23 protein-coding genes are annotated in these 23,444 nt (G+C 65.5%); 10 read left to right on the forward strand and 13 right to left on the reverse strand.

The features are described 5' to 3' along the window. Positions 1–44: 44 nt before the first annotated feature. From uvrB to BWQ93_RS10110, 9 genes are all read left to right on the forward strand, one after another. A complete protein-coding gene (gene uvrB / locus BWQ93_RS10070; protein ID WP_077030425.1) occupies positions 45–2,231 on the forward strand; it encodes an excinuclease ABC subunit UvrB in 2,187 nt (728 codons plus the stop codon). 7 nt (positions 2,232–2,238) lie between these two features. Further along, on the forward strand, positions 2,239–3,207 hold the full coding sequence (locus BWQ93_RS10075) for a Gfo/Idh/MocA family protein (RefSeq protein WP_077030426.1): 969 nt from the start codon (positions 2,239–2,241) through the stop codon (positions 3,205–3,207). Positions 3,208–3,362: 155 nt separating this feature from the next. Further along, the gene (locus tag BWQ93_RS20805; protein WP_156878201.1) at positions 3,363–3,791 is read left to right on the forward strand and encodes a hypothetical protein; all 429 of its coding nucleotides are present in this window, start codon (positions 3,363–3,365) and stop codon (positions 3,789–3,791) included. After that, a complete protein-coding gene (locus tag BWQ93_RS10085) occupies positions 3,788–4,069 on the forward strand; it encodes a type II toxin-antitoxin system RelE/ParE family toxin (protein WP_077030428.1) in 282 nt (93 codons plus the stop codon). Before BWQ93_RS20805 ends, BWQ93_RS10085 begins: the two co-directional genes overlap by 4 nt. Next, entirely contained in the window at positions 4,041–4,361 is a 321-nt protein-coding gene (locus tag BWQ93_RS10090; RefSeq protein WP_077030429.1) for a HigA family addiction module antitoxin, read from the forward strand. The genes BWQ93_RS10085 and BWQ93_RS10090 overlap by 29 nt, the downstream gene beginning before the upstream one ends. 95 nt (positions 4,362–4,456) lie before the next feature. Further along, positions 4,457–5,962 carry a S10 family peptidase gene (locus BWQ93_RS10095; RefSeq protein WP_077030430.1) on the forward strand — a complete coding sequence of 502 codons (1,506 nt, stop codon included), beginning with the start codon at positions 4,457–4,459 and terminating at the stop codon, positions 5,960–5,962. Positions 5,963–6,233: 271 nt separating this feature from the next. Next, on the forward strand, positions 6,234–7,316 hold the full coding sequence (locus BWQ93_RS10100; RefSeq protein ID WP_077030431.1) for a helix-turn-helix transcriptional regulator: 1,083 nt from the start codon (positions 6,234–6,236) through the stop codon (positions 7,314–7,316). A gap of 267 nt (positions 7,317–7,583) precedes the next feature. After that, positions 7,584–7,832: a hypothetical protein gene (locus tag BWQ93_RS10105; protein ID WP_077032319.1), complete on the forward strand. Its 249-nt coding sequence runs from the start codon at positions 7,584–7,586 to the stop codon at positions 7,830–7,832. Positions 7,833–7,882: 50 nt separating this feature from the next. Beyond that, the gene (locus tag BWQ93_RS10110; RefSeq protein ID WP_077030432.1) at positions 7,883–8,635 is read left to right on the forward strand and encodes an alpha/beta fold hydrolase; all 753 of its coding nucleotides are present in this window, start codon (positions 7,883–7,885) and stop codon (positions 8,633–8,635) included. Here BWQ93_RS10110 and BWQ93_RS10115 read toward each other — a convergent pair. Continuing rightward, positions 8,589–9,620: an alpha/beta fold hydrolase gene (locus tag BWQ93_RS10115; RefSeq protein ID WP_077030433.1), complete on the reverse strand. Its 1,032-nt coding sequence runs from the start codon at positions 9,618–9,620 to the stop codon at positions 8,589–8,591. The two genes, BWQ93_RS10110 and BWQ93_RS10115, sit on opposite strands and share 47 nt — an antisense overlap. Positions 9,621–9,710: 90 nt before the next feature. Further along, on the reverse strand, positions 9,711–11,090 hold the full coding sequence (locus BWQ93_RS10120; protein WP_077030434.1) for a DEAD/DEAH box helicase: 1,380 nt from the start codon (positions 11,088–11,090) through the stop codon (positions 9,711–9,713). 359 nt (positions 11,091–11,449) lie between these two features. Here BWQ93_RS10120 and BWQ93_RS10125 point away from each other — a divergent pair, with 359 nt between their 5' ends. Beyond that, entirely contained in the window at positions 11,450–12,922 is a 1,473-nt protein-coding gene (locus BWQ93_RS10125) for a glycerol kinase (protein ID WP_077030435.1), read from the forward strand. A gap of 12 nt (positions 12,923–12,934) precedes the next feature. Here the strand turns inward: BWQ93_RS10125 and rpmE are convergent, their stop codons facing one another. The 11 genes from rpmE to tsf form a co-directional block, all read right to left on the reverse strand. Continuing rightward, positions 12,935–13,162: a 50S ribosomal protein L31 gene (gene rpmE / locus BWQ93_RS10130; RefSeq protein WP_077030436.1), complete on the reverse strand. Its 228-nt coding sequence runs from the start codon at positions 13,160–13,162 to the stop codon at positions 12,935–12,937. 114 nt (positions 13,163–13,276) lie between these two features. Continuing rightward, positions 13,277–13,726, reverse strand: coding sequence for a 3-hydroxyacyl-ACP dehydratase FabZ (gene fabZ, locus BWQ93_RS10135; RefSeq protein WP_077030437.1), 450 nt, complete (start codon positions 13,724–13,726; stop codon positions 13,277–13,279). A 34-nt stretch (positions 13,727–13,760) separates the two neighbouring features. Continuing rightward, the gene (locus BWQ93_RS10140) at positions 13,761–14,444 is read right to left on the reverse strand and encodes an OmpH family outer membrane protein (protein ID WP_077030438.1); all 684 of its coding nucleotides are present in this window, start codon (positions 14,442–14,444) and stop codon (positions 13,761–13,763) included. Further along, the gene (bamA, locus tag BWQ93_RS10145; protein ID WP_077030439.1) at positions 14,444–17,125 is read right to left on the reverse strand and encodes an outer membrane protein assembly factor BamA; all 2,682 of its coding nucleotides are present in this window, start codon (positions 17,123–17,125) and stop codon (positions 14,444–14,446) included. The genes BWQ93_RS10140 and bamA overlap by 1 nt, the downstream gene beginning before the upstream one ends. Before the next feature lie 72 nt (positions 17,126–17,197). Next, positions 17,198–18,331: an RIP metalloprotease RseP gene (gene rseP, locus BWQ93_RS10150; RefSeq protein ID WP_077030440.1), complete on the reverse strand. Its 1,134-nt coding sequence runs from the start codon at positions 18,329–18,331 to the stop codon at positions 17,198–17,200. Beyond that, the gene (locus BWQ93_RS10155) at positions 18,324–19,487 is read right to left on the reverse strand and encodes a 1-deoxy-D-xylulose-5-phosphate reductoisomerase (protein WP_077030441.1); all 1,164 of its coding nucleotides are present in this window, start codon (positions 19,485–19,487) and stop codon (positions 18,324–18,326) included. Before BWQ93_RS10155 ends, rseP begins: the two co-directional genes overlap by 8 nt. Before the next feature lies 1 nt (position 19,488). Continuing rightward, a complete protein-coding gene (locus BWQ93_RS10160) occupies positions 19,489–20,163 on the reverse strand; it encodes a phosphatidate cytidylyltransferase (protein WP_077030442.1) in 675 nt (224 codons plus the stop codon). Between the two features lie 4 nt (positions 20,164–20,167). Further along, positions 20,168–20,854, reverse strand: coding sequence for a polyprenyl diphosphate synthase (gene uppS / locus BWQ93_RS10165; protein ID WP_077030443.1), 687 nt, complete (start codon positions 20,852–20,854; stop codon positions 20,168–20,170). 117 nt (positions 20,855–20,971) lie between these two features. Continuing rightward, complete coding sequence (gene frr / locus BWQ93_RS10170; RefSeq protein ID WP_077030444.1) at positions 20,972–21,526, reverse strand: ribosome recycling factor; 555 nt, start codon at positions 21,524–21,526, stop codon at positions 20,972–20,974. Positions 21,527–21,540: 14 nt separating this feature from the next. Next, complete coding sequence (gene pyrH, locus BWQ93_RS10175) at positions 21,541–22,272, reverse strand: UMP kinase (RefSeq protein ID WP_077030445.1); 732 nt, start codon at positions 22,270–22,272, stop codon at positions 21,541–21,543. Positions 22,273–22,386: 114 nt separating this feature from the next. Next, complete coding sequence (gene tsf / locus BWQ93_RS10180) at positions 22,387–23,313, reverse strand: translation elongation factor Ts (RefSeq protein WP_077030446.1); 927 nt, start codon at positions 23,311–23,313, stop codon at positions 22,387–22,389. Between the last annotated feature and the right edge of the window lie 131 nt (positions 23,314–23,444).

Raw genomic sequence — 23,444 nt, forward strand, 5'->3', positions numbered from 1 at the left:
GAGTCCGATTGTGGACGGTCGACATCCTCACCATATTGGCAGCAATGGCAATTCAGATTCGCACCTCGCTCGACGAAATCGACACCGCGGTCGATTATGTCCCCCACCGTCCCGCGCGCCCCGCCAAGGTCGAGGGCGGCAAGCGCTTCGAACTGGTCAGCGACTATGAGCCCGCGGGAGACCAGCCCACCGCGATCCGCGAGCTGGTTTCGACCGCGCTCGATGGCGAACGCGACCAGGTGCTGCTCGGCGTCACCGGATCGGGCAAGACCTTCACCATGGCGAAGGTCATCGAGGAGCTCCAGCGCCCGGCGCTGATCCTTGCCCCGAACAAGATCCTCGCGGCGCAGCTCTACGGCGAGTTCAAGAGCTTTTTTCCAAACAATGCGGTCGAATATTTCGTCAGCTATTACGACTATTACCAGCCCGAGGCCTATGTGCCGCGCAGCGACACCTATATCGAGAAAGAGTCGAGCGTAAACGAGGCGATCGACCGCATGCGCCACTCGGCGACGCGCGCCTTGCTCGAACGCGACGATGTGATCATCGTCGCGTCGGTGTCGTGCCTTTACGGTATCGGCTCGGTCGAGACCTATTCCGCGATGATCTTCGACCTCAAAAAGGGGCAGGTCGCGGACAATCGCGAGATCATCCGCAAGCTCGTCGCGCTTCAGTACAAACGCAACGACCAGGCGTTCGCACGCGGCAATTTCCGCGTCCGGGGCGATAGCCTCGAAATCTTCCCCTCGCACTATGAGGATATGGCGTGGCGGATCAGCTTCTTCGGCGACGAGATCGAGGAGATCACCGAGTTCGATCCGCTGACGGGGAAGAAGATCGCGAATCTCAACTATGTCCGCGTCTTTGCGAACTCGCACTATGTGACGCCGGGGCCGACTCTCAAACAGGCGAGCGAGGCGATCAAGCATGAGCTGACCGAACGGCTGAAGGAGCTCGAAACCGAGGGCCGGCTGCTCGAAGCCCAACGGCTCGAACAGCGCACCAATTTCGACCTCGAAATGATCGCCGCGACGGGTAGCTGCGCCGGGATCGAGAATTACAGCCGCTTCCTGACCGGTCGCCTGCCCGGCGAGCCGCCGCCGACCCTGTTCGAATATCTGCCCGACAACGCCCTGCTCTTCGTCGATGAAAGCCACCAGACGATCCCGCAGATCGGTGCGATGTCGAAGGGCGATCATCGCCGCAAGATCACGCTTGCCGAATATGGCTTCCGACTGCCGAGCTGCATCGACAACCGGCCGCTGCGCTTCGCCGAATGGGACATGATGCGCCCGCAGACGGTCAGCGTGTCGGCGACCCCGGGCACTTGGGAAATGGAGCGTACGCAAGGCGTGTTCGCCGAACAGGTGATCCGCCCCACCGGGCTCATCGACCCGCCGGTGTTCATCAAGCCCGTCGAGGAGCAGGTCGACGACCTGATCATGGAGGCCAAGGCGACCGCCGCCGCGGGCTATCGCACGCTCGTCACGACGCTGACCAAGCGCATGGCCGAGGACCTCACCGAATTCCTCCACGAGGCGGGGCTGAAGGTCCGCTACATGCACTCGGACGTCGAGACGCTCGAACGTATCGAGATCATCCGCGACCTCCGCCTCGGGGTGTTCGACGTGCTCGTCGGCATCAACCTGCTGCGCGAAGGCCTCGACATCCCCGAATGCGGCCTCGTCGCGATCCTCGACGCCGACAAGGAGGGCTTCCTGCGCAGCGAAACCTCGCTGGTCCAGACGATCGGCCGCGCCGCGCGTAACGTCGACGGCCGAGTCATTCTCTACGCCGACCGCATCACCGGCAGCATGGAACGCGCGATGCGCGAGACCGACCGCCGCCGCGAAAAGCAGACCGAGTATAACGTCCAACACGGCATCACCCCGACGACGATCAAGCGCAACATCGGCGACATCATCGCGCATGTTGCGTCGAAGGACGGGGTGACGATCGACATCGGCGACGACAAGCCGGCGCATATGGTCGGCCACAACCTCCGCGCCTATATCCAGGACCTCGAAAAGAAGATGCGCGACGCCGCCGCCGACCTCGAATTCGAGGAAGCCGGCCGCCTGCGCGACGAGATCCGCAAGCTGGAAGCCGATGAGCTGGGTCTGCCCATCGACCAGCAGGTCGCCCCGCGCGTCGGCCGCTCGAACGAGGGCAAGCCCGGCACGCGCAAGGGCCGCTTCGGCAAGCAGAGCAAGACCAAATGGGGGCGGTGACCGCGCGATGACCCTCGTCCGCTGGGGCATGATCGGCTGCGGCGACGTGACCGAGCGCAAGAGCGGCCCCGCCTATCAACAGGTCGAGGGCTTCGCGCTCCACGGCGTGTTCAACCGCAGGCTCGCAAAGGCCGAGGATTATGCTGCGCGCCATGGCGTGCCGCAGGTCTTCGCCAGCGCCGAGGCGCTGATCCATTCGCCCGACATCGACGCGGTCTATATCGCGACCCCGCCCGACAGCCACGAAGCCTATGCGCTCGAAGTCGCGCGCGCGGGCAAGCCCTGCTGCATCGAAAAACCGATGGCGCCCGATCATGCCGCCTGTGTGCGCATCCGAGACGCCTTTGCCGCACGCGCCCTGCCGCTCTTCGTCGCTTATTACCGCCGCACACTCCCCCGCTTCCGGCAGGTCAAGGCCTGGCTTGACGAGGGCGCGATCGGGGCCGTGCGCCATATCCACTGGACGCTGACCAAGCCTCCGAGCCCCGCCGATGTGGCGGAGAAAAACTGGCGCGTCGACGCCGCGGTCGCGCCAGGCGGCTATTTCGACGATCTCGCGAGCCACGGCCTCGACCTCTTCGGCTGGCTGTTCGGCGAGTTTGCCGAAGTCGCGGGTTTCGCGGTCAACCAGCAAGGCCGCTACAGCGCCGCCGACGCGGTGACCGGCTGCTGGCTGCACCGCGGCGGCGTGACCGGATCGGGAAGCTGGAATTTCGGCGCGGCCGAACGCGAGGACCGGGTCGAGATCATCGGCAGCGGCGGCCGCATCCTCTTCTCGATCTTCGACGACGCACCCCTGGGGCTCGTCCGCGACGGCGAGGCCGTCGAGATGGCCATCCAGCACCCCCCGGTGATCCAGCATTTCCATGTCGAGGCAATGCGCGACCATCTCGCGAGCCGCGGACAGCATCCCTCGACGGGCCAAAGTGCCGCGCACACCGCTTGGGTGATGGACCGGATATTGTCGCGGCGCTGACGACATAGCGAGCAGAATGCACGACCCCTCCTGTCCCCCGCGCAAAAAAGAGCAAGCCGGGCACGCTCAACGACCACTTTAGAAGCAAAGCAAAAGGCAACAGGGTCTGTGATCTTTTTCTAGAAAGATCCAAAAAGTTCTGCTACATGGATCGAATGAGAACCATCCAGATCAGCACTGGCGTTTTTGCAAAAATCTGGGCTCACCGGATCGACGGCGAAGAAGATGAGAACACTATTCTTGAACGCCTCTTGGGCATCGCCGTCCCGCCGCGTGCTCCGGAAAATCAGGAAGATTTTAAAGATAGAGGCGCCAAAATCCGTTGGCGGGATGACGTCAAAAGCGCGCTAATTTCCCTGGGAGGGCGCGCATCGTTAAATGATCTCTATGATCGAGTTCGGGATGTAAGGCGCAAGGCTGGACGCTCGCTTCCGAAAAATACAGAAGCGATCGTGCGTCGTGAACTCGAGTATAACAGTGAGCACTCCAAAGCCCACACGGGGCGGTTCAATTGGTTTCGGCCCGCCGAGGGCAAACTGGGCAAAGGCGTATGGGAACTCAATAGCGCGGAGCACGCACAATGATCCGCTCGTTCGCCGATCCCGAAACCGAAAAGATCTGGAACGGCGAGCGGAGCCGGGATTATCCCGCCGAGATACAGCCGCGCGCGCTCATCAAGCTTGCCATGATCGAAGCCGCGGAGGTGCTGGCCGACCTGCAGAACCCGCCGAGCAACCGACTTCATGCGCTGAAGGGCGACCGCGCCGGCCAACATTCGATTTCCATTAATATGCAATGGCGTATATGCTTCGTCTGGAAGGACGGAGCCGCGCATGACGTCGAAATCGTCGACTACCACTAATCCCGACTGGCTGCACAACAGCCATGCCGGCGAGATATTGTGGTCCGAATTCATGGAACCGCTCGATCTTGACATCGGCGCGCTCGCCGCACTGCTCGGTGTTGCGGCGGACGATGTGGCACGCGTGGTTTCCGGCGACGAACCGCTGAATGCCGAACTCGACCTGCGACTGGGACGCTATTTCGGCATGTCGGAGGGGTTCTTTCTGCGGCTTCAGGATCGCTACGAATTGCTCGAAGCCAAACGGGCGCTGAACGGCGACCTCGACCGTATCGTTCCCCGCGCGGCCTGACGCCTTCGACCAAAGCCCCGCCGTACCCGACCGACACCCTTGCCCCCTCCCCCTGCCCGGCTTAGCCTCCGCGCCTCAACCGGGGAGAATATCGAATGAAATCGGGTCCGTCGCTCATCGCCCTGACGCTAGCCTTCGCTGCGCCTGCCGCCGTCCATGCGCAGGATGCGCCCTTTGAGAAGGCCAAGGCTGAAAAACCTGCCGACGTCATCCCGCAGGTCCGCACCACCAAACTCAGCGGCACCTTCGGCGGCCAGCGCATCGCTTACGCCGCGACGATCGGCGAGACGATCGTCAAGAACAGGGACGGCGTGCCCGAAGTGGCGGTCGTCACCACCGCCTATGTCAAGGAACCGCGCGACCCCAATCGCCCGGTGACCTTCCTGTTCAACGGCGGCCCCGGATCGGGCACCGTCTGGCTGATGATGGGCGCCTTCGGCCCCAAGCGCGTCGCCATCCCGGGCACGGGGGTCGACGACGGCGCGCCGCCCTATCCGATCGTCGACAATCCCGACGCCTTGCTCGACGTCACCGACGTGGTGTTCATCGACCCGCCGGGCACCGGCTTCTCGTACCTGATCGGCAAGGCCGACCCCAAGGATTATTACGGCGTCACGCAGGACGCGAAGCTCGTCGCGCAGGTCATCCGGCTGTGGCTCAACGACAATGGCCGCTGGAACAGCCCCAAATATCTGGGCGGCGAAAGCTATGGCACCACCCGTTCCGCCGCCGTCGCCAACGAGCTGATGAACGACACCTACAACGATGTCGCATTGAACGGGATCATCCTGATCTCGACCGTGCTCGATTTCGCCGCGGGCGCCGACACGCCGGGCAACGAGCTGTCGCCGATCACCAACCTGCCCTCGATGGCGGTCACCGCGCTCTATCATGGCAAGGCGCAGGGGTCGTCGCGCGAGGCCTTTGCCGAGGAAGCGCGGCAATGGGCGATCGGCCCCTATGCCACCGCGCTGCTCAAGGGCCAGAAATTGCAGGGCGAGGAACGCGCCGCGATCCGCCGCGACCTCGCGCGCTTCACCGGCCTCTCCGAAACCTATCTCGAACAGGCCGACCTGCGCGTCACCCCCAGCCGCTTCTACAAGGAACTGCTGCGCGACCGCGGGCTGACCGTAGGGCGCCTCGACAGCCGCTATACCGGCAAGGATTATGATAATGCCGGCGAGGGCCCCGACAACGACCCCAGCTTCTATGGCATCGACGCGTCGTACACGGCCGCGATCAACAGCTGGAGCCGCGACGGCCTCGGCTTCAAGACCGACCGCGAATATCAGTCGATCGGCGGCATCGGCGGGCAATGGGATTGGCGCATCGGCGGCCGCGACGCCAACGCGTACCTTAACGTAGCGCCCTATATCGGGCAGGCGCTGCGCGAGAATAGCGGACTGAAAGTGCTGGTCGCGCAGGGCTGGTACGATTTCGCGACGCCCTTTTTCGCCGCCGAATATGCGCTCTCGCGCACCGGTATCCCGCAGGACCGCATCCACTACACCTACTATGGCGCGGGCCACATGATGTATATCCGCGACGAAGACCGGCATAAATTGTCCGAGGATGTGCGGGCGTTTATCCGCGGACGGTGAAGCGAATGGGCGCTTTCGGGCTTTAGTTGCCGTTCTCAATTTTACCCCGGAACGGGGAGGGGGACCGCCGCGAAGCGGTGGTGGAGGGGCCGGAGCGGTGCATCATGACGCGAGGTTTCGCCCCCTCCGTCAGCCCCGCGGGCTGCCACCTCCCCGTTCCGGGGAGGAACTGGCAACGTCCACTTCCAACCCCCAAACCGCCCTTCCTCACATGGTTGCATTTCGCCGCCATTCCCCGACAATGCCCCATCCATCGCGCCGGGGGGCCTTTATGCACGACGACCTGATCGACCGGATCTACGAATGCTCGGTAGTGCCTGAGGCCTGGCCCGCAGTGCTCGACGACGTCGCGGCGCTGGCGCAGTCGACCGGGGGGCTGCTCTTCTCGGCGCGCAAGGCGCTGCACTGGACCGCGTCCGAGAGCGTCGCCGATGCCTTCGACGCCTATGTCAACGACGGCTGGTTCGGCAAATGCAGCCGCCGCGTGTGCATCATGAGCCAGGAAGCGCCAAGCTTCTTCGTCGAGCATGATTTCTGGAGCGAGGAGCAGCTGAGCGCCGATCCGGTGTACCGCGACTTCTTTCGCCCGCGCGGGCTCGGCTGGTCGGCGGGGACCGGGCTGCATTTGCCCACCGGCGATAATATCATATTCAGCGTCGAGCGCGCCTACGACGGCGGGCCGATCGAGCCCGAGAATGTCGCGCGGCTGAACGGCATCCGCCCGCATCTGGCGCGCAGCGCGCTGGTCAGCGCACGGCTGCAGCTGAAGCGCGCAGAGGGCGCGACCGAAGCGCTCGCCGCGCTGCGTCTGCCCGCCTTCCTGCTGAACGACGCCGGCGAAGTCGCCGAGGCGAGCGCGATGACCGACGCGGTCGCCGAGCAGATCGTCTGGGGCGCCAAGGGGCGGCTGCGGCTGAACGACAGGAAGGCCGATGCAATCCTGACCGACGCGCTCGCGGGGCTGGCGCAGGGCGCCGAGAGCGCAGTGCGGTCCTTCCCGATCCGCGGCGCATCGGGCCAGCCCGAGCTGGTCGCGCACATCGTCCCGGTGCGGCGCAGCGCGCATGATGTGTTCGGCGACAGCTATGCGTTGATGCTGCTGGTCCCGGTCGCGTCGGAGCGCGCGCCGTCGGCGACGCTGATGCGCTCGCTGTTCGACCTCACCCCTTCGGAGGCGCGCGTCGCCACGGGGATCGCCAGCGGCGAAACCCCCGAAGCCATCGCCGCGGCGGGCGATGTCGCGATCAGCACGGTGCGCAGCCAGCTGAGCCGCCTGCTCGAAAAGACCGGCTGTACGCGGCAGGCCGACCTCGCATCGCTGCTTGCGCGCATCGCCGTCACGACGCCGCACTGAGAAATCGCGATCCATCCTTCATATGAAGGATGCGGCCACCCTCCGGCGGGCCGATAAGGCCAGCAACTGCCGGCCCTTCTGCGACCCTGGGACGTCAGTCAGCGGCACCTTTGCAGCGATGCGGAGGTGCCGCTTTCCGTTTCGGGAGCGCGGACATCGCGCCGCCCCTTCCCTCGCCTGTCGAGTTAATTTACAGTTTACCATAAGTCCGCGGCGCCGAATCCCCGATTTGCGCCACTGGCACGGCTCTTGCTCGGGTGCATGGTAATGCTGAAGAAGATCGGACGCCTGTTCGTCATCAAGACCAAGTTTGAGGCTTGCCTCATCATCTATGCGCTCGGCGTCGGTGCGATCGCGCGCGGGATGATCTATATCGACGAATATCCGGGAGTCGGCGGCAAGCTGCTGCTGCTCGCGTGCAGCGGGTCGGTGTTCCTGGCCGGCGCGAAGATCTTCGATTGCCTTCGCTACGAAAAGGCCGAGCGCGAGGCAGCCGCGGCGCAGCAGCCCGCCTGACGACTAAAGCGGACTTTCGCCGGTCGCCAAAAACTGCCAAGGCACAGGCCATGAGCAGGATCAGCGGCAAGCCCGCCCTCAGCACCGAACATGTCTATGGCCTGACGCTGCGGGTCGCGCGCTGGCGCGCTGGAACGCCGGGAACACCGCTGCTGTTCCTCAACGGCATCGGCGCCGATATCGGCGCGGCGGCGCCCCTGCTGGCGCAGATCGCGGGGCGCGAGGTGTGGACACTCGACATGCCCGGGGTCGGGGGCTCACCCGATGCGCTGATCCCTTATGGCGCGCCGACGATGGCAGCGGTGGTGATGGACATTGCCAGCCGTTTCGGTCACCAGACGATCGACCTTGCGGGCTTCAGCTGGGGCGGCGCGCTGGCGCAGCAGATTGCGGTACAATTTCCTGGCCGCGTCGGGCATCTCGTGCTGATGGCGACGACCCCGGTGATGGGCGCGCCGGGCATCGGATGGGGCGCGCTGTTCGACAGCGACATGCAGGCGAGCGGGCTGAAGATCCAGACGGCGACGCCGCTCGGCATCGCGTACCAGACCGCCGCGATGGCCGGATGGACGAGCGTGGCGTTCTTGCCCGGGCTCAAGGCGATCCCGACATTGGTGTTGATGGGCGAGCAGGATGGCGTGATGCCGGCCTGCTATGGCCAGATGCTCGCCGAGTTGATCGACGGCGCGGTGCTGGAGGTGGTGCCGGGGTCGCACCTCTTCCCCTTCACCCATGCGGCGGCGATTTCGGCGCGGATCAGTTCGTTTCTGGACCAGCCGACGGCGGCGCAAGCCGCCGCTTGAGGAAATCGGCGATCGCCGCGGCGGTCGCATCGGGGGCTTCCTCCATCGGCAGATGGCCGATGCCGTCCAGCAGCACGACCTCCGAGCCTCTGATCCGTTCGTGGAAAGTCTCTGCCGCCGTCGCGTTGATGATCCGGTCCTGCTTGCCGAAGAGGATGAGCGTGGGCGCCCTGATCTCCCCCACCCGCGCCGCCATCGCGGGTTCGCGGTCCAAACGTGCGCGCAGCACCGTCGCCTCGCGGTTGCCGGGGAAACGCAGCAGCTCCCAATAACGGTCGATCATCGGCTCGTCGACGACCGCCTGCTTCTCGATCGAGCCGCGCAGCGACTGTTCGACGAGCATCCGCGGCGTGATCCGCGTCGCGAGCCAGCGGCCGAGGCGATATTCGAGCACGCGGAAACCGACGTTCGATTCGGGGCGCTTCTCGCCCTTGCGCAGCGGCATGCCGCTGGCGTCGAGGAGGAGCAGCGCGTCGACGCGGTCGGGATGGCCGAGCGCATAGCGCCACGCGACCCAGCCGCCCATCGAATTGCCGCCGAGGACGAAGCGGTCGAGCCCGAGCTTCGCCGCGACGACGTCGACCGCCGCGGCCATGCCGTCGGCGCCGTAATCCTTGTCGGGGGTACCGCCGGTGAGGCCGTGGCCGGGCAGGTCGAGCGTGACGACGCGGTACTCGCTGCCGAGCCGCTTCACCAGCGGCTCCCAGGTGTGGAGGCTGGCGTTCGAGCCGTGGAGCAGGATGATCGCGGGGCCGTCGCGCTTGCCTTGGTCGCGATAATGGATGCGCTGGCCGGCGGGCCCCGCGACGAAGGTCGCCGCGGGACCGCCATATTTGGCGATCATTTCGTCGCGGTCGGTGTCGGGGGTGCGCAGCCACAGAAAGACGGCAAGGAGCGCGAGCAGCAGCCCGAGCGGGATCAACACGCGCTTGCGCCGCATCATGTGGCGCGGCGGCGGTGCCTCATATTCGTCGTCGTCGATCATCGTGCCTCCCCAGACCCTGGGGAGACCCTACCGCACCCGGGGCCGCCGTCAATGCACCGAAGGGCGGTGCATTGACGGCGGCGGTCCGGATCAGTTGACGCGAGTAACCGCGCTCTTGTGCGCACCGACGCTCTTGTTGCGCGGGCGGAAGCGGCGCTTGCGCTGCCCCTCGGCGCCCTCGCCGGCGGCGCCGTCACGGCGCGGACCACGATCGCCGCCGGGCTTGGCGCCACCGCGGCCGCGCATCGCGTCCTGACGCTGGCGCTGCGGGTTCCGGCCCTGGCTGCCGGTGTCGCGCGGCGGCTGCGCCGGCTTGGGCAGGTTGCGCACGAGCTCGTTGAAATTCTCGGGCAGCGGCATCGGCTCGGACTTCGACCGCGTGACGCGCTCGATGTCGCGCATGTACGGCCGCTCGTCGGGGGCGATGAAGCTGATCGCCTTGCCCTCCGCACCGGCGCGCGCGGTGCGGCCGATGCGGTGGACATATTGTTCGGGAACGTTCGGGATTTCGAAGTTGATGACATGGCTGACGCCCGACACGTCGATGCCGCGCGCGGCGATGTCGGTCGCGACGAGCAGCTTGATCTCGCCCGAGCGGAAGGCCTGCAGCGCGTGGGTGCGCTGCGACTGGCTCTTGTTGCCATGGATCGCCATCGCCTTGATGCCCGCACCCGCGAGGTGGCGCACGACGCGGTCGGCGCCATGCTTGGTGCGGGTGAAGATGAGCGCGCGGTCGATATCCTCGCTCGCGATCACCGAATGGAGCAGCGCCTGCTTTTCCTTCTGTTCGACGAAGGTCGAATATTGGCTTATCTTCTCGACGGTGGTCGCCGCCGGGGTCACCGACACCGTCACCGGATCCTCGAGGAATTGTTCGGCAAGATGCGCGATTTCCTTCGGCATCGTCGCCGAGAAGAAAAGGTTCTGGCGGCGCGAGGGCAGCAGCTTGGCGACGCGGCGGAGCGAATGGATGAAGCCCATGTCCATCATCTGGTCAGCTTCGTCCAAAACGAAGATCTCGACATCGTCGAGGCGCAGCGCGCGCTGGTCGATCAGGTCGAGCAGGCGGCCCGGGGTGGCGACGAGGATTTCGACGCCCTGCGCCAGATCGCGGATCTGCTTGTTGATCGGCACGCCGCCGAAGACGGTCGACACGCGCAGCTTGGTGAAGCGGCCATAGTCGCGGCAGCTCTGCGCGATCTGCGCGGCGAGTTCGCGCGTCGGCGCGAGCACAAGCATGCGGCAGCTGCGCGGATTGGTCTTGTGCGGATGGGTGATCAGGTGGTGGATCGAGGGCAAAGAAAAGCCCGCGGTCTTGCCGGTGCCGGTCTGCGCGATGCCGCACAGGTCGCGGCCCTTCATCAGCGGCGGGATCGCCTGCGTCTGAATCGGGGTGGGAACGGTATAATCCTTGGCGGCAAGCGCGCGATTGATGTCGGCGTGCAGGCCAAAGTCGTTAAAAGTCGTCATAAAATACTCACATAGAGCGACGCGCAGGCGCATCCGTTCGCATCGAACGGACGGCGCACGGGCCGCGGGTTCGAAACGACCCGCGTGAAAGGGTGCCTCTGGGGACAAAGCGCTGTTCCGGCTCGTCCCGCGCCTGAGTTTTGGGCGGGAAAATCACGCTGCCGGTGGTTGCGGCGGGTGGTCCCGCCATGCTGCGCTGCACAACATATGGCATGGCTTGCGCAGTTTTGCAAGATAATTGCGCGATTCTTCAAACCGCTCGCCCTGAGCTTGTCGAAGGGCCGTTCTTTCTTCATCAAGGTTGAAACAGAAAAACGGTGCTTCGACAAGCTCGGCACGAACGGATAAGGGGTAGTCAGATGTCGGAAAAGATCATCGTCATCGACGAGGGCACGACCTCGACCCGCACGATGCTTTTCGGTGCCGACGGCACCCCGCTCGGCAGCGCGCAGCGCGAGTTCAAGCAGCATTATCCAGGCCCCGGGCTGGTCGAGCATGACGCGGCCGAAATCTGGGAGGCCACCCTCGCCTGCACGCGCGAGATGATCGCGCAGGCGGGCGGCGCCGATGCGGTCGCGGCGATCGGGATCACCAACCAGCGCGAGACCGTGGTCTTTTGGGACCGGACGACCGGCGAGCCGCTGGCCCCCGCGATCGTGTGGCAGGACCGCCGTACCGCCGCCGACTGCGCTGCGCTGAAGGAAGCAGGGCACGAGGCCGCCGTTCAGGCAAAATCGGGGTTGCTGCTCGATCCCTATTTTTCGGGCAGCAAGATCGGCTGGGCGCTGAAGAACTGGCCGCAATTGCGCGAAGCCGGTGAGCGGCTCGCGGTCGGGACGATCGAATCCTATCTGGTTTATCGCCTGACCGGGGGGGTGCATGTCAGCGACGCGAGCAATGCGTCGCGGACGCTGCTGATGGATATCAACGGCGCTGGCGGCTGGGACTCGGGGCTCTGCGATTTGCTCGGGGTGCCGATGGCGCTGCTGCCCGAGATCGCCGGCTGTACTGCGACGGTGGGCGAGACCGCCCCGGCGCTGTTCGGCGGCGCGATCCCGATCAGCGGCATGGCGGGCGACCAGCAGGCCGCGACAATCGGGCAAGCGTGTCTTGCGCCCGGCCAGACCAAGGCAACCTTCGGCACCGGCGCCTTCATCCTGTCGGCGAGCGGCACGACGCGGCCGGTATCGACCAACCGCCTGCTCGCGACGGTGCTGGTGCAGGAAGGCGATCAACGCAGCTACGCGCTCGAGGGGTCGGTGTTCGTCGCGGGCAGCCTGATCAAATGGCTCCGCGACGGGCTCGGCCTGCTCGCGAGCGCGGGCGAGAGCGAGGGGCTGGCGCGCTCGGTCGACGACAATGGCGGGGTCTATTTGGTCCCTGCCCTCGCCGGGCTCGGCGCGCCGCACTGGCGCCCCGAAGCGCTGGCGGCGCTATCGGGGCTGAGTTTCGCCAGCACGAAGGCACATGTCGCGCGCGCGGCCTTGGAAGCGCAGGCCTATCAGGCGCACGACCTCAAATCGGCCTACGCCGCCGACGGGGTCGACTGGGCGGAACTCCGCATCGACGGCGGCATGGCCGCGAACGACTGGATGGCGCAGGATCTGGCCGACATGCTCGACCTGGTCGTGGAGCGCCCCGATTTCGTCGAGAGCACCGCGCTGGGCGCGGCGATGCTGGCGGCGACGGGCGCCGGGCTCTACCCCGATCTGGCGAGCGCGGCGCAAGCGATGCGCGGCACCGCGACGCGGTTCACGCCCGCGCTCGACGCGCAGAAACGCAAAACGCGCCTTGCCGGGTGGCAAAGCGCGCTTGCAAAGGTCCTAGCGTAAGCCGGGAGCGAATTAACGCTTGAGGGTGAGGCCACCGAAGCGCTTGTTGAACTTCGCGACCTGACCGCCGGCGTCGAGCAGGCGACCGGTGCCGCCGGTCCACGCCGGGTGCGCGGTGGGGTCGATTTCGAGCGTCATCACGTCGCCCTCTTTGCCCCAGGTCGAGCGCGTCTGATATTCGGTGCCATCGGTCATCTTGACCGTGATCATGTGGTACGCGGGGTGAATGTCTTTTTTCATGTCTAGGGCTCCTGTGCCGCTGGTTTCCGACCAGCAGCGTGAGTCGATGCTTCCCCGTCCGGGGCCGCGAAGCGGCGTCCCCTAACGACGAAAGCCATAATTTGCAAGCGGTGCTTAGTCCGTCGGCGGATCGGCGATCATTGCGGTGAACTGGCATTCGGTCGCCAGTTGTCCGCCGAGCATCGCGCGTCCCTCAAACTTGCAGATGTTGCGCTTCGCCTGGAGAATGGTGACGTGGAGGTCGAGCAGCACGCCGGGTTCGACCGGCTTCCTGAACTTCACCCCGTCGATCCCCATGAAATAGACGAGCTTGCCCGAGCCGCCGAGGCCGAGCGATTCGACCGCGAGGATGCCGCCGGCCTGCGCCAGCGCCTCGACGATGAGAACGCCGGGCATGATCGGCCGGCCGGGGAAATGGCCCTGAAAGAAGGGCTCGTTCATCGTCACCGCCTTGACCGCGTGGATCGAGGTGTCTTTCACCATCGCTTCCACCCGGTCGACGAGCAACATCGGATAACGATGCGGCAGCAGCGTCAGGATCCGGCGGATATCCACCGGACCCATGGCGCCGTCCGACTTTCCCCCGTCCGCCACGATCTTAGCGGGTGGTCGGCGCGCTGCCGGCCGGTGCCGGCGCGGCGCCCGGCTGCGCGGCGCGGGCAGCGTCCATCAGCTGCTGGTTGCGCTGCTGAACGAGCTGGCCCGGCTGATAACCCGCGGGCACCGCGATCGAGACGTTGGGCAGGATGCGGTTGAGTTCGGTCACCACGGCGTCGGTGATATCGACATTGTTCTCGCGCGCCAGCACCGCGTCGGGGTTGAGCAGCAGGTCGACCTTCTTCGCTGTCATCGCGGCCTTGATCGCCTCGTTCATGCGAACGCTGATCTGGTCCTCGACGTAGGCGATGGCGAGCTCGACCGGCGCGCCGATCTGGCCGAGTTCGGTCTGCGCGGCCTGGCGCTTGTCCTGCACGGCCTTGCCCGCGGCCTGGAGCGCGGTCTGGTTCTGCGGGCTCTTCTTCGCCTCTTCATTATATTTGGCGATGAGGACGTTGACCTCGGCCTGAAGCGTCTGGGCGCGCGTGTTCTGCTGGTCGATCTGGGCCTTGTAGGTCGTCTCGATCTGCTGCGAGGCGGTGGTGAAGGCGGTCGAACGTGCGGCGGCGACACGAACGTCGGCGACGGCAACGCCCTTCGCCTGCGCGAAGGCCGGGGTGGCGAGCATCGGCGAAACCGACAACGTGGCGATCGCCAGCGCCGATGCGACAAGAATTTTCTTCATTAGAATTGGGTTCCTACGTTGAATGAGAAGCGTTTGGTGTCATCGCCCTCTTCTTTGCGAAGGGCGTAAGCGAAATCGATCCGGAAAGGACCGAAAGGAGAGTTCCAGTTGACGCCGGCGCCGATCGCGACGCGCGGCAGCCAGGTGTCACCGAAGAAGCGTTCCTCGAACGGCTCGAGGTTCGAGGTCGTGCCGGTCGGGCAATAACGATATTGCGTTTCAACCGCGCCGGTCGTCGGATTGATATTCGATCCGAAGGTCGGCGGCGCGCCGGTCGTGCCGTTGCGGCAGAGGTTCTTGGCCAGGCCATCGGCGGGATCGGTGAATGTCGCCAAGGTCGTCAGCTGCGGTCTGCGAACCCCGAACACCGAGCCGACGTCGAGGAATACCGACGGCCGCAGTCCCAGTTCCTTCGCGCCCGTACCCAGCGGGATGTCGAGCTCGATCCGGCCCTGGTAATAGGCGCGGCCACCGAGCGCATCGTCGATCTGTCCGCGATTGTCGGTGTCGGTCACGACCACGGGGGCGGCCGGATTGGTGTTGTCCACCGAATAGCGGATCACCCGCGGTCCGACCCCGCGGATGTCGAAGCCGCGCATCTGCGGCTCGCCAAGGAAGAAGCGATCGGTCAGGCGGACCTTGTCGCTCGTCGGGGTCGGGCGACCGCCGAAGGGATAGATATAGCCACCCTCGGCCGAGAAATTGAGGATAAAGCGGCTGCCGAGGTTGAAATGCTTCGACGCGTTCACGCGGGTGCGGACATATTTGACACTGCCGCCGAGGCCGGCAAAATCCTGGCTGAGCGAAAGCGACTGGCCGCGGGTCGGGCGCAGGCGATTGTCACGGTCGTCATAGGCGATGGTATAGCCGAGCAGCGAGGTCGTGCGCTTGCCGATCGCGTCGCACAGATAGCGGCCCGCGACGAGCGGGTCGCAATTGTCGCCGAAATAATAGATCGAGCGGTCGAGCGTGACATCGTCGAAATTGAGGCTGTAGCGGCCGAACGCCGACAGATATTCGGTGAGCGGCACGCCGACGGTGATCTGGGCGCCGGTCGTCACCTGCTGGAAGGTCGTGCGGCGGTCGTTGTCGATGAAGTTGAACGAGTTCAAGTCGCGGCGATAGACGCTGCCGCCGATCGAGATGTTGCGGTCGAACAGATAGGGCTCGGTGAAACCGAGTTCGACCGATTTTGAATAGCTCGAATAATTGACCGACGCCTGCAGCTGCTGACCAAGGCCGCGGAAGTTGCGCTGACGGACCGACGCCTGGAGCAGGAAATTCTCGATCGACGAGAAACCCGCCGACAGCGAGAGTTCGCCGGTCGGCTTTTCCTCGACGTTGGTTTCCAGGATGATGCGGTCGGGGGCGCTGCCCTCCTTGCGCTCTATCTCCAGATTTTCCTGGAAATAGCCGAGGCTGTTGATGCGGTTCTCGGTGCGCTTGACGCCGAAGCTGTTGAAGGCGTCGCCCTCGTTCAGGCGAAATTCGCGGCGCACGACCTTGTCCTGCGTCAGCGTGTTGCCGTTGACGTCGATGCGCTCGACGTACGTCCGCGGGCTCTCGGCGACGTTGAAGGTGATGTCCATCGTCCGCGTTTCGGGGTCGCGGCGGAATTCGGGGTTGATGTCGGCAAAGGCGTAGCCGAACAGGCCCGCGGTCTCGCTGAGACTTTCGACCGTGTCTTCGACCTGCTTGGCGTCGTACCAGTCGCCGGTCTTCATCGGCAGCAGCGTCTTCAGCGTTTCGGGCCGGAAATCGCGCAGCTCGCTTTCGACGTCGACCTTGCCGAATTTGTAGCGTTCGCCTTCCTCGACCACATAGGTGATGATGAAGTCCTGCTTGTTGCTGGTCAGCTCGGCGACCGCCGAAATCACCCGGAAGTCAGCATAGCCGTTCGACAGGTAGAACAGGCGAATCTTCTGCTGGTCATAGGCCAAGCGGTCGGGATCGTAGCTGGTGTTCGACGACAGGATCGTCAGCAGCCCCGATTCCTTGGTCGCCATCTCGTCCTTGAGGTCGCCGTCGCTGAACTTCTCGTTGCCGATGATGTTGATCTGGCGGACCTTCGACTTCGGCCCCTCGTTGATTTCGAAGACGACGTCGACGCGGTTCTGGTCGAGCGACACCATCTTGGGCTCGACCGTCGCGGCGAAGCGGCCCTGGCGCTTGTAAAGCTCGATGATGCGCGCGACGTCGGCGCGGACCTTCGACCGGGTGAAGATCTGGCGCGGCGCGAGCTTGATCTCGGGACGGATCTTGTCTTCCTTGAGGCGCTTGTTGCCCTCCAGGATGACACGGTTGATCACCGGATTTTCCACGACCTGGATCGTCAACGCGCCATTGTCGTCGTTGATCTGGAAATCCTTGAACAATTCGGTCGCGGCAAGGTCCTTGAGCGCCTGGTCGAGCGTCGCGCGGTTGTAGGTCTGGCCGACACGCAGGCGCAGGTACGACAGGATCGTCTGCGCCTCAAGCCGCTGATTGCCGGTGACGGTGATCGAACGGACGGTGGTCGCCGCGGGGACGGCCTCGGCGGCGGGTGCCGGAACGGTCGGCGCGGGGACGACGGGAGGCTGGACGCCCTGGGCCAGCGCGGGGCCAGCAAGCATCGTTCCAGCCATGAGGAACGCAGCCAAACGCGCCTGCGCCGAAAATTTCTGTGAAGCCACGCTGTTCATCCCGCAAAAATACTCAAAAAAGCGACAAACCCGCTTGCCCACGGGTCCGCGCGCACTCCTGCCCCAGTCCGCTTATCCAATCAAGCGCGCGATCCGGTCCCAAACCCCGATTGAGCCCAAATCGTTGAAAGTCACGACCAGCATCAGCGTGACGATCGCCGCAAAGCCGAAACGAAAGGCCCATTCCTGGGCCTGCGGGGGCGCCGGCCGCCGCCGCACCGCTTCATAACCGTAAAAAAGCAAATGGCCACCATCGAGCATCGGCAATGGCAACAGATTTATGAACCCCAGATTGATGGAGATCAGTGCGATGAAGAAGATCAGCGCCTCGGGGCCCAGCGTCGCCGCCTCGCCCGAAACCTTGGCGATCTTGACCGGCCCGCTGAGGTCCTTGATCGAGCGGTTGCCGGTGAGGAACTGGCCGAGGACCTCGAGCGTCTGGCGCACGATCTGGGCCGTCTGGCGGACCGCCACCCGGGGCGCCTCGATCAGTGGCACGGGCTCGAAGACCGGCGGTCCTGGTGAAATGCCGATAACCGCGCGTTCGACATTATTGCCGAACGGATCCTTTTCCTTGATCAGGCGCGGCGCGATGGGGATCGTCCGCTCGACCCCGGCGCGCTCGACCTGAACGTCCATGATCTCGCCCGGACGGTGAACAACGGCCATCTGGATGTCGGTGAAGCGCTCCATCGCACGGCCGTCGATCGACACGATGCGGTCGCCAGGCGCCAAACCCGCAACGGCCGCGGCGGAGCGGGGCTGGACCTGACCGACAACCGCCGGGTTGGTCGCTATCCCGCCGATCCACGCGAAGCCAGCGAGGATCAGGATCGCGAAGAGAAAATTGGTCACCGGTCCCGCGGCGACGATCAGCGCGCGTTTCCACACCGGTTGGGCGGGAAAGGTGTGCGAGCGCTCGTCCGCCGGCAGGTTCTGCCACTCGGCGTCGGGCTGGCTGACCGCGTCGCGGTCGCCGGCGAACTGGACATAGCCGCCGAGCGGCAGCCAGCCGATCTTCCATTCGGTGCCGCGCTTGTCGGTCCAGCCGAGGATGCGGCGGCCGAAACCGATCGAAAAGGTGTCCGCCTTCACCCCGCACCAGCGCCCGACGATATAATGGCCATATTCGTGCACGAACACGAGCGGGCCGAGCACGACCAGAAAGGCCAGCACGGTGAAGAGGAAACCCGGGGACTCAAGCATGTTCGTATCGGTCCACAAAATGCTGCGCAGCCGCGCGCGATGACGCATCGACGCTGAATATGTCGTGAAGCGAGGCCGGGGCGGCGGGCGCGTCGGCATCGAGCACGCGCCGCACCGTATCGACGATCGCGGGAAAGGAAATGCGTCCCGCGAGGAAGGCGGCGACCGCCACCTCGTTCGCGGCGTTGAGCTGCGCCGGGCGCGCACCGCCCTCGGCGATCGCCGCACGGCAGAGTGCGGTGGCAGGAAAACGCTCCTCGTCGGGCGCCTCGAAATCGAGCCGCGCGATGCGCGCAAGGTCGAGCGGTGCGCACGGCGTCGCCATGCGATCGGGCCAGGCGAGCGCGCTGGCGATGGGAATCCGCATGTCGGGCGAGCCCAGCTGCGCGAGTGTCGAGCAGTCGACATATTCGACGAGGCTGTGGATTACCGATTGCGGGTGGACGAGGATCTCGATGCGGTCGAGCCCGACCGGGAACAGGTGAAACGCCTCGATGAGTTCGAGGCCCTTGTTCATCATCGTCGCCGAATCGACGCTGATCTTCGCGCCCATCGACCAGTTGGGATGCGCAACCGCCTGCGCCGGGGTGACGCGGGCCATGTCGGCGGCGCTCATCGTGCGGAACGGCCCGCCGCTCGCGGTCAGGATGATCCGGCGCACCTGCTCGATCCGCCCGCCTGCGAGGCACTGGAAGATCGCATTATGCTCGCTGTCGACCGGCAGGATCGGCGCGCCCGACGCGCGCGACGCCGCGGTCATCACCGCGCCCGCCGAGACTAAGGCTTCCTTGTTGGCGAGCGCGACCGGGGTGCCCGCTTCGAGCGCGGCCATCGTCGGCGCGAGCCCCGCGCAGCCGACGATCGCCGCCATCACGAGGTCGGTAGGCGCCTCGGCCGCCGCGACCAGCGCATCGGCGCCGGCGGCGGCTTCGATGCCGGTTCCGGCGAGCGCCTCGGCAAGGTCCGCGTAGCGCGCCTCGTCAGCGATCACCGCGAGCGCGGGGCGGAATTCCTGCGCGAGCTTCGCCAGCTCGGCGACGTCGCTGTTCGCGGTGAGCACCGCGACCGACCAGGTCTCGCCGTCGCGGCGCACGAGATCGAGGGTCGATTGCCCGACCGATCCCGTGGCACCGAACAGCGAGAGGCGGCGCGTCATCTCAGTGAACCGTTCGCACGACGAGTTCGCCCGCGAAAGCAAGCCCGCCGAGGATCAGCGCGACCGGCAGCAGCCCATCGACGCGGTCGAAGATGCCGCCATGGCCGGGGATCAGCTTGCCCGAATCCTTGACCCCGGCGCGGCGCTTCATCCAGCTCTCGCCGAGGTCGCCGAGCTGCGAAAGCAGGCCCATGACAAGGCCGATCCACAAAGGCACACCGACGATGTCCGCGCGGTCACCGAGCGTCGCACCGACCACCAGCGCCGCGATCATGCCGCCGAACAGCCCCGACCAGGTCTTTGCCGGGCTGATCTTCGGGGCCAGCCGCGCGCCGCCGAAGGCCCGTCCGGCGAAATAGGCGCCGATGTCGCTCGCCCACACCATCGCGAACACCCACAAGGCCGCGGTCATGCCGAGCGTGTCGCGGATGAACCACAGGCCCCCGACCGCGCCGATGGTCAGTAGCGGACCGAGGACAAAGAGCGCGCCCTTCGCGCCGCCCGACAGCGTCATCGCGCGCACCAGCGCGAACCATTCGACGAGCAGCAGCGCGCCGCCGACGAGCAGCAGCAGCGCAAAGGCGATGCCCCCGAACCATAAGGCCGCGGCCGCGATGACCAGCAGCACGATCGCCGATCCAACGCGCACCATCAAATCCGATTTGCCCGCTGCCATGATCTTAAAGTCCCCCGTAGCGGCGTTCGCGCCGCGCAAATTGGTCGAGCGCCGCCTGCAGATCGGCGGGTGCGAAATCGGGCCAGAGCTTGTCGGTGAAATAGAGCTCGGCATAGGCCGACTGCCAGAGCAGGAAATTCGACAGCCGCACCTCGCCCGAAGTGCGGATGAGCAGGTCGAGGGGCGGCATGTCGGCGGTGTCGAGATGCGCCTCGATCGCCTCGGCAGTGATCGCCCCTTCGGAGGCGGCGGCAGTCGCCGCACGCACCAGTTCGTCCTGCGCGCCATAATTGAGCGCAACCGCGAGCGTCGTACGCTTGTTCCCCGAGGTACGTTCGAGCGCTTTGTCGATCAGCGCGACGACGTCGGGCGCGAGCGCGCGCCAGTCGCCGATGACCTTCAATTTCACATCGTTCGCGGCGAATTCGTCGAGATCGGAGAGGATGAAGCGTTTCATTAGCCCCATCAGGTCGTTGATCTCGTCCTCGGGCCGTTTCCAATTTTCGGAAGAGAAGGCGTAGAGCGTCAGCGCCTCCAGCCCCATGTCGCCCGCGGCGCGGACGATCGTACGCACCGCCTCGACCCCGGCCTTGTGCCCGGCGACGCGCGGCAGCAGCCGCTTCTTCGCCCAGCGGCCGTTGCCGTCCATGATGATCGCGACGTGGCGCGCACCTTGATTCTGAATCGTCACAAGAGCCTCAGAGCCCGTTCGTGTCGAGCGAAGTCGAGACACGTGAAGTCTGGCGCGAACCCGGCGTGTCTCGACTTCGCTCGACACGAACGGAAAAAGGGTGCGGCCTCGACAGCACTAGCCCAGGATTTCCTTTTCCTTGGCGGTCGCGGCGGTGTCGATTTCGGCGATCGTCGCGTCGGTCAGCTTCTGCACCTCGGTTTCGTGGCGCTTGCGCTCGTCCTCGCTGATTTCCTTCTTATTCTCGTCGGCCTTGAGACTGTCCATGCCGTCGCGGCGGACGTTGCGCACCGCGACGCGGGCCTTTTCGGCATATTGGCCGGCGAGCTTCGACAGCTCTTTGCGGCGCTCCTGCGTCATTTCGGGGATCGGCAGGCGCAGCGTCTGGCCGTCGACGATCGGGTTGAGGCCGAGACCCGCCGAGCGGATCGCCTTGTCGACCGGGCCGACGTTCGACTTGTCCCATACCTGCACCGACAGCATGCGCGGTTCGGGGGCGCTGACCGAGGCGACCTGGTTCAGCGGCATGTGGCTGCCATAGACCTCGACCGTCACCGGATCGAGCAGCGCGGTGTGCGCGCGGCCGGTGCGCAGGCCCGAAAGATCGCTCTTCAGCGATTCGACCGCGCCGTGCATGCGGCGCTCGAGGTCGGCCTTGTCATATTTCGCCATGATGTCTTCCTCTCTTATGCGTGTCCGGCGGCGTCGCTGACGACGGTCGAGACACCCTCACCCGCCAGCACGCGCGCCAGATTGCCCGCTTCGCGAATGTTGAACACCACGATCGGGATATGATTGTCGCGGCACAGCGCCACCGCGCTGGCGTCCATCACCTTCAGATTGTCGGCGAGCACGCGGTCGTAGCTGAGTGTGTCGTAGCGCACCGCATTCTTATCCTGCTTGGGATCGGCGTTATAGACGCCGTCGACGCTGGTGCCCTTCAAGAGCGCGTCGCACTTCATCTCGGCGGCGCGGAGCGCGGCGCCGCTGTCGGTGGTGAAATAAGGTGCGCCGACGCCCGCGGCGAAGATCACGACGCGCCCTTTTTCCAGGTGGCGTTCGGCGCGGCGGCGGATCACCGGCTCGCACACTTTGTCCATCTCGATCGCCGACTGGACGCGCGTCTCGACGCCGAGCTGCTCGAGCGCATTTTGCATCGCGAGCGCGTTCATCACCGTCGCGAGCATGCCCATATAATCGGCCTGCGCACGGTCCATGCCCTTGGCGGCGCCCGCCATGCCGCGGAAGATGTTGCCGCCGCCGATGACGAGGCAGATTTCGAGCCCGCTATCCTTGGCCTGCTTGACCTCGGCCGCCATGCTCGCGACCGTCTCGGGGTCGATGCCGAAGGGGGTCGAACCCATCAGCGCCTCGCCCGACAGCTTGAGCAAAATGCGTTTCATGCCGGGCAATGCCATGTCGGGGGGAACCTCTCGCTACTCTATATATGCGAATGGCGCGCACCCTAGAGCGGGCACGCGCCATTGCCAAGCGGACTGCCGCGCAACTGCACGGCAATCCGGCGTTTCTTTTTATACGCCGGCGACCGCCGCGACTTCCGCCGCGAAATCGCTTTCTTCCTTCTCGATGCCTTCGCCGAGCTGGAAGCGGGTGAAACCCTTGAGCGTGATCGTCGCACCGACGTCCTTGCCGGCGGCCGCGACGACTTCGGCGACCGGGGTCTTGCCGTCCATCACGAACAGCTGCGACAGCAGTGCGTTTTCCTTGCGGAACTTGGCGATGCCGCCGTCCACCATCTTGGCGACGATGTCGGCGGGCTTGCCCGACTGGGCGGCCTTTTCTTCGGCGATCGCACGTTCGCGCGCGACGAGGTCGGCGTCGAGGTCGTCGCCGTTCAGCGCCAGCGGGTTAGCGGCGGCGACGTGCATCGCCAGCTGCTTGCCCAGCGGTTCGAGAACGTCGGCACCGGCGGTCGATTCGAGCGCGACGAGCACGCCGATCTTGCCCATGCCCGGCGCCGCGGCGTTGTGGACATAGGCGGTCACGACGCCCGAGTTCACCGACATGATCGCCGAGCGGCGCAGCGACTGGTTCTCGCCGATGGTGGCGATGTTCTGCGTCAGCGCCTCGGCGACGGTGCCGCCCGAGGGATAGCTCGCAGCGCCCAGCGCCTCGATGTCGGTGATGCTGCCGGCGAGCGCCACGTTGGTGACGTCGCGGACGAAGGTCTGGAACTGTTCGTTCTTGGCGACGAAGTCGGTTTCGCTGTTGACCTCGACCATCGCGCCGCGGGTGCCGTCGGTGGCGACACCGACCAGGCCCTCGGCGGCGACGCGGCCGGCCTTCTTGGCGGCGGCGGCGAGGCCCTTGGTGCGCAACCAGTCGATCGACGCTTCGATGTCGCCGTTGTTCTCGGCGAGCGCCTTCTTGCAATCCATCATGCCCGCGCCGGTGCGGTCGCGCAGTTCCTTGACGAGAGCGGCCGTAATCTCAGCCATGATCTATTCCTTTCAAAGGGGCAGGCGCGGTTCGGCCTGCGGGACGCCCGCGCGCATGGCGGGGCGATAAGTCAATGCGATGACAGGGACGGCGCGCACCAAGCGGCGCCGTCCCCGCATCCGCAGAGCGG

The organism is Sphingopyxis sp. QXT-31, from assembly GCF_001984035.1.
Classification (GTDB): Bacteria; Pseudomonadota; Alphaproteobacteria; order Sphingomonadales; family Sphingomonadaceae; genus Sphingopyxis.

What these genes read in the sequence shown, in the direction of transcription:
- uvrB (WP_077030425.1), top strand. Translation starts at nt 45, where the DNA reads ATGGCAATTCAGATTCGCACCTCGCTCGACGAAATCGACACCGCGGTC.
- BWQ93_RS10125 (WP_077030435.1), top strand. Translation starts at nt 11,450, where the DNA reads ATGTCGGAAAAGATCATCGTCATCGACGAGGGCACGACCTCGACCCGC.
- BWQ93_RS10100 (WP_077030431.1), top strand. Translation starts at nt 6,234, where the DNA reads ATGCACGACGACCTGATCGACCGGATCTACGAATGCTCGGTAGTGCCT.
- pyrH (WP_077030445.1), bottom strand. Translation starts at nt 22,272, where the DNA reads ATGGCATTGCCCGGCATGAAACGCATTTTGCTCAAGCTGTCGGGCGAG.
- BWQ93_RS20805 (WP_156878201.1), top strand. Translation starts at nt 3,363, where the DNA reads ATGAGAACCATCCAGATCAGCACTGGCGTTTTTGCAAAAATCTGGGCT.
- BWQ93_RS10095 (WP_077030430.1), top strand. Translation starts at nt 4,457, where the DNA reads ATGAAATCGGGTCCGTCGCTCATCGCCCTGACGCTAGCCTTCGCTGCG.
- BWQ93_RS10075 (WP_077030426.1), top strand. Translation starts at nt 2,239, where the DNA reads ATGACCCTCGTCCGCTGGGGCATGATCGGCTGCGGCGACGTGACCGAG.
- rseP (WP_077030440.1), bottom strand. Translation starts at nt 18,331, where the DNA reads ATGCTTGAGTCCCCGGGTTTCCTCTTCACCGTGCTGGCCTTTCTGGTC.
- rpmE (WP_077030436.1), bottom strand. Translation starts at nt 13,162, where the DNA reads ATGAAAAAAGACATTCACCCCGCGTACCACATGATCACGGTCAAGATG.
- fabZ (WP_077030437.1), bottom strand. Translation starts at nt 13,726, where the DNA reads ATGGGTCCGGTGGATATCCGCCGGATCCTGACGCTGCTGCCGCATCGT.
- tsf (WP_077030446.1), bottom strand. Translation starts at nt 23,313, where the DNA reads ATGGCTGAGATTACGGCCGCTCTCGTCAAGGAACTGCGCGACCGCACC.
- BWQ93_RS10110 (WP_077030432.1), top strand. Translation starts at nt 7,883, where the DNA reads ATGAGCAGGATCAGCGGCAAGCCCGCCCTCAGCACCGAACATGTCTAT.
- BWQ93_RS10115 (WP_077030433.1), bottom strand. Translation starts at nt 9,620, where the DNA reads ATGATCGACGACGACGAATATGAGGCACCGCCGCCGCGCCACATGATG.
- BWQ93_RS10090 (WP_077030429.1), top strand. Translation starts at nt 4,041, where the DNA reads ATGACGTCGAAATCGTCGACTACCACTAATCCCGACTGGCTGCACAAC.
- BWQ93_RS10155 (WP_077030441.1), bottom strand. Translation starts at nt 19,487, where the DNA reads ATGACGCGCCGCCTCTCGCTGTTCGGTGCCACGGGATCGGTCGGGCAA.
- BWQ93_RS10160 (WP_077030442.1), bottom strand. Translation starts at nt 20,163, where the DNA reads ATGGCAGCGGGCAAATCGGATTTGATGGTGCGCGTTGGATCGGCGATC.
- BWQ93_RS10120 (WP_077030434.1), bottom strand. Translation starts at nt 11,090, where the DNA reads ATGACGACTTTTAACGACTTTGGCCTGCACGCCGACATCAATCGCGCG.
- BWQ93_RS10085 (WP_077030428.1), top strand. Translation starts at nt 3,788, where the DNA reads ATGATCCGCTCGTTCGCCGATCCCGAAACCGAAAAGATCTGGAACGGC.
- bamA (WP_077030439.1), bottom strand. Translation starts at nt 17,125, where the DNA reads ATGAACAGCGTGGCTTCACAGAAATTTTCGGCGCAGGCGCGTTTGGCT.
- BWQ93_RS10105 (WP_077032319.1), top strand. Translation starts at nt 7,584, where the DNA reads ATGCTGAAGAAGATCGGACGCCTGTTCGTCATCAAGACCAAGTTTGAG.
- BWQ93_RS10140 (WP_077030438.1), bottom strand. Translation starts at nt 14,444, where the DNA reads ATGAAGAAAATTCTTGTCGCATCGGCGCTGGCGATCGCCACGTTGTCG.
- frr (WP_077030444.1), bottom strand. Translation starts at nt 21,526, where the DNA reads ATGGCGAAATATGACAAGGCCGACCTCGAGCGCCGCATGCACGGCGCG.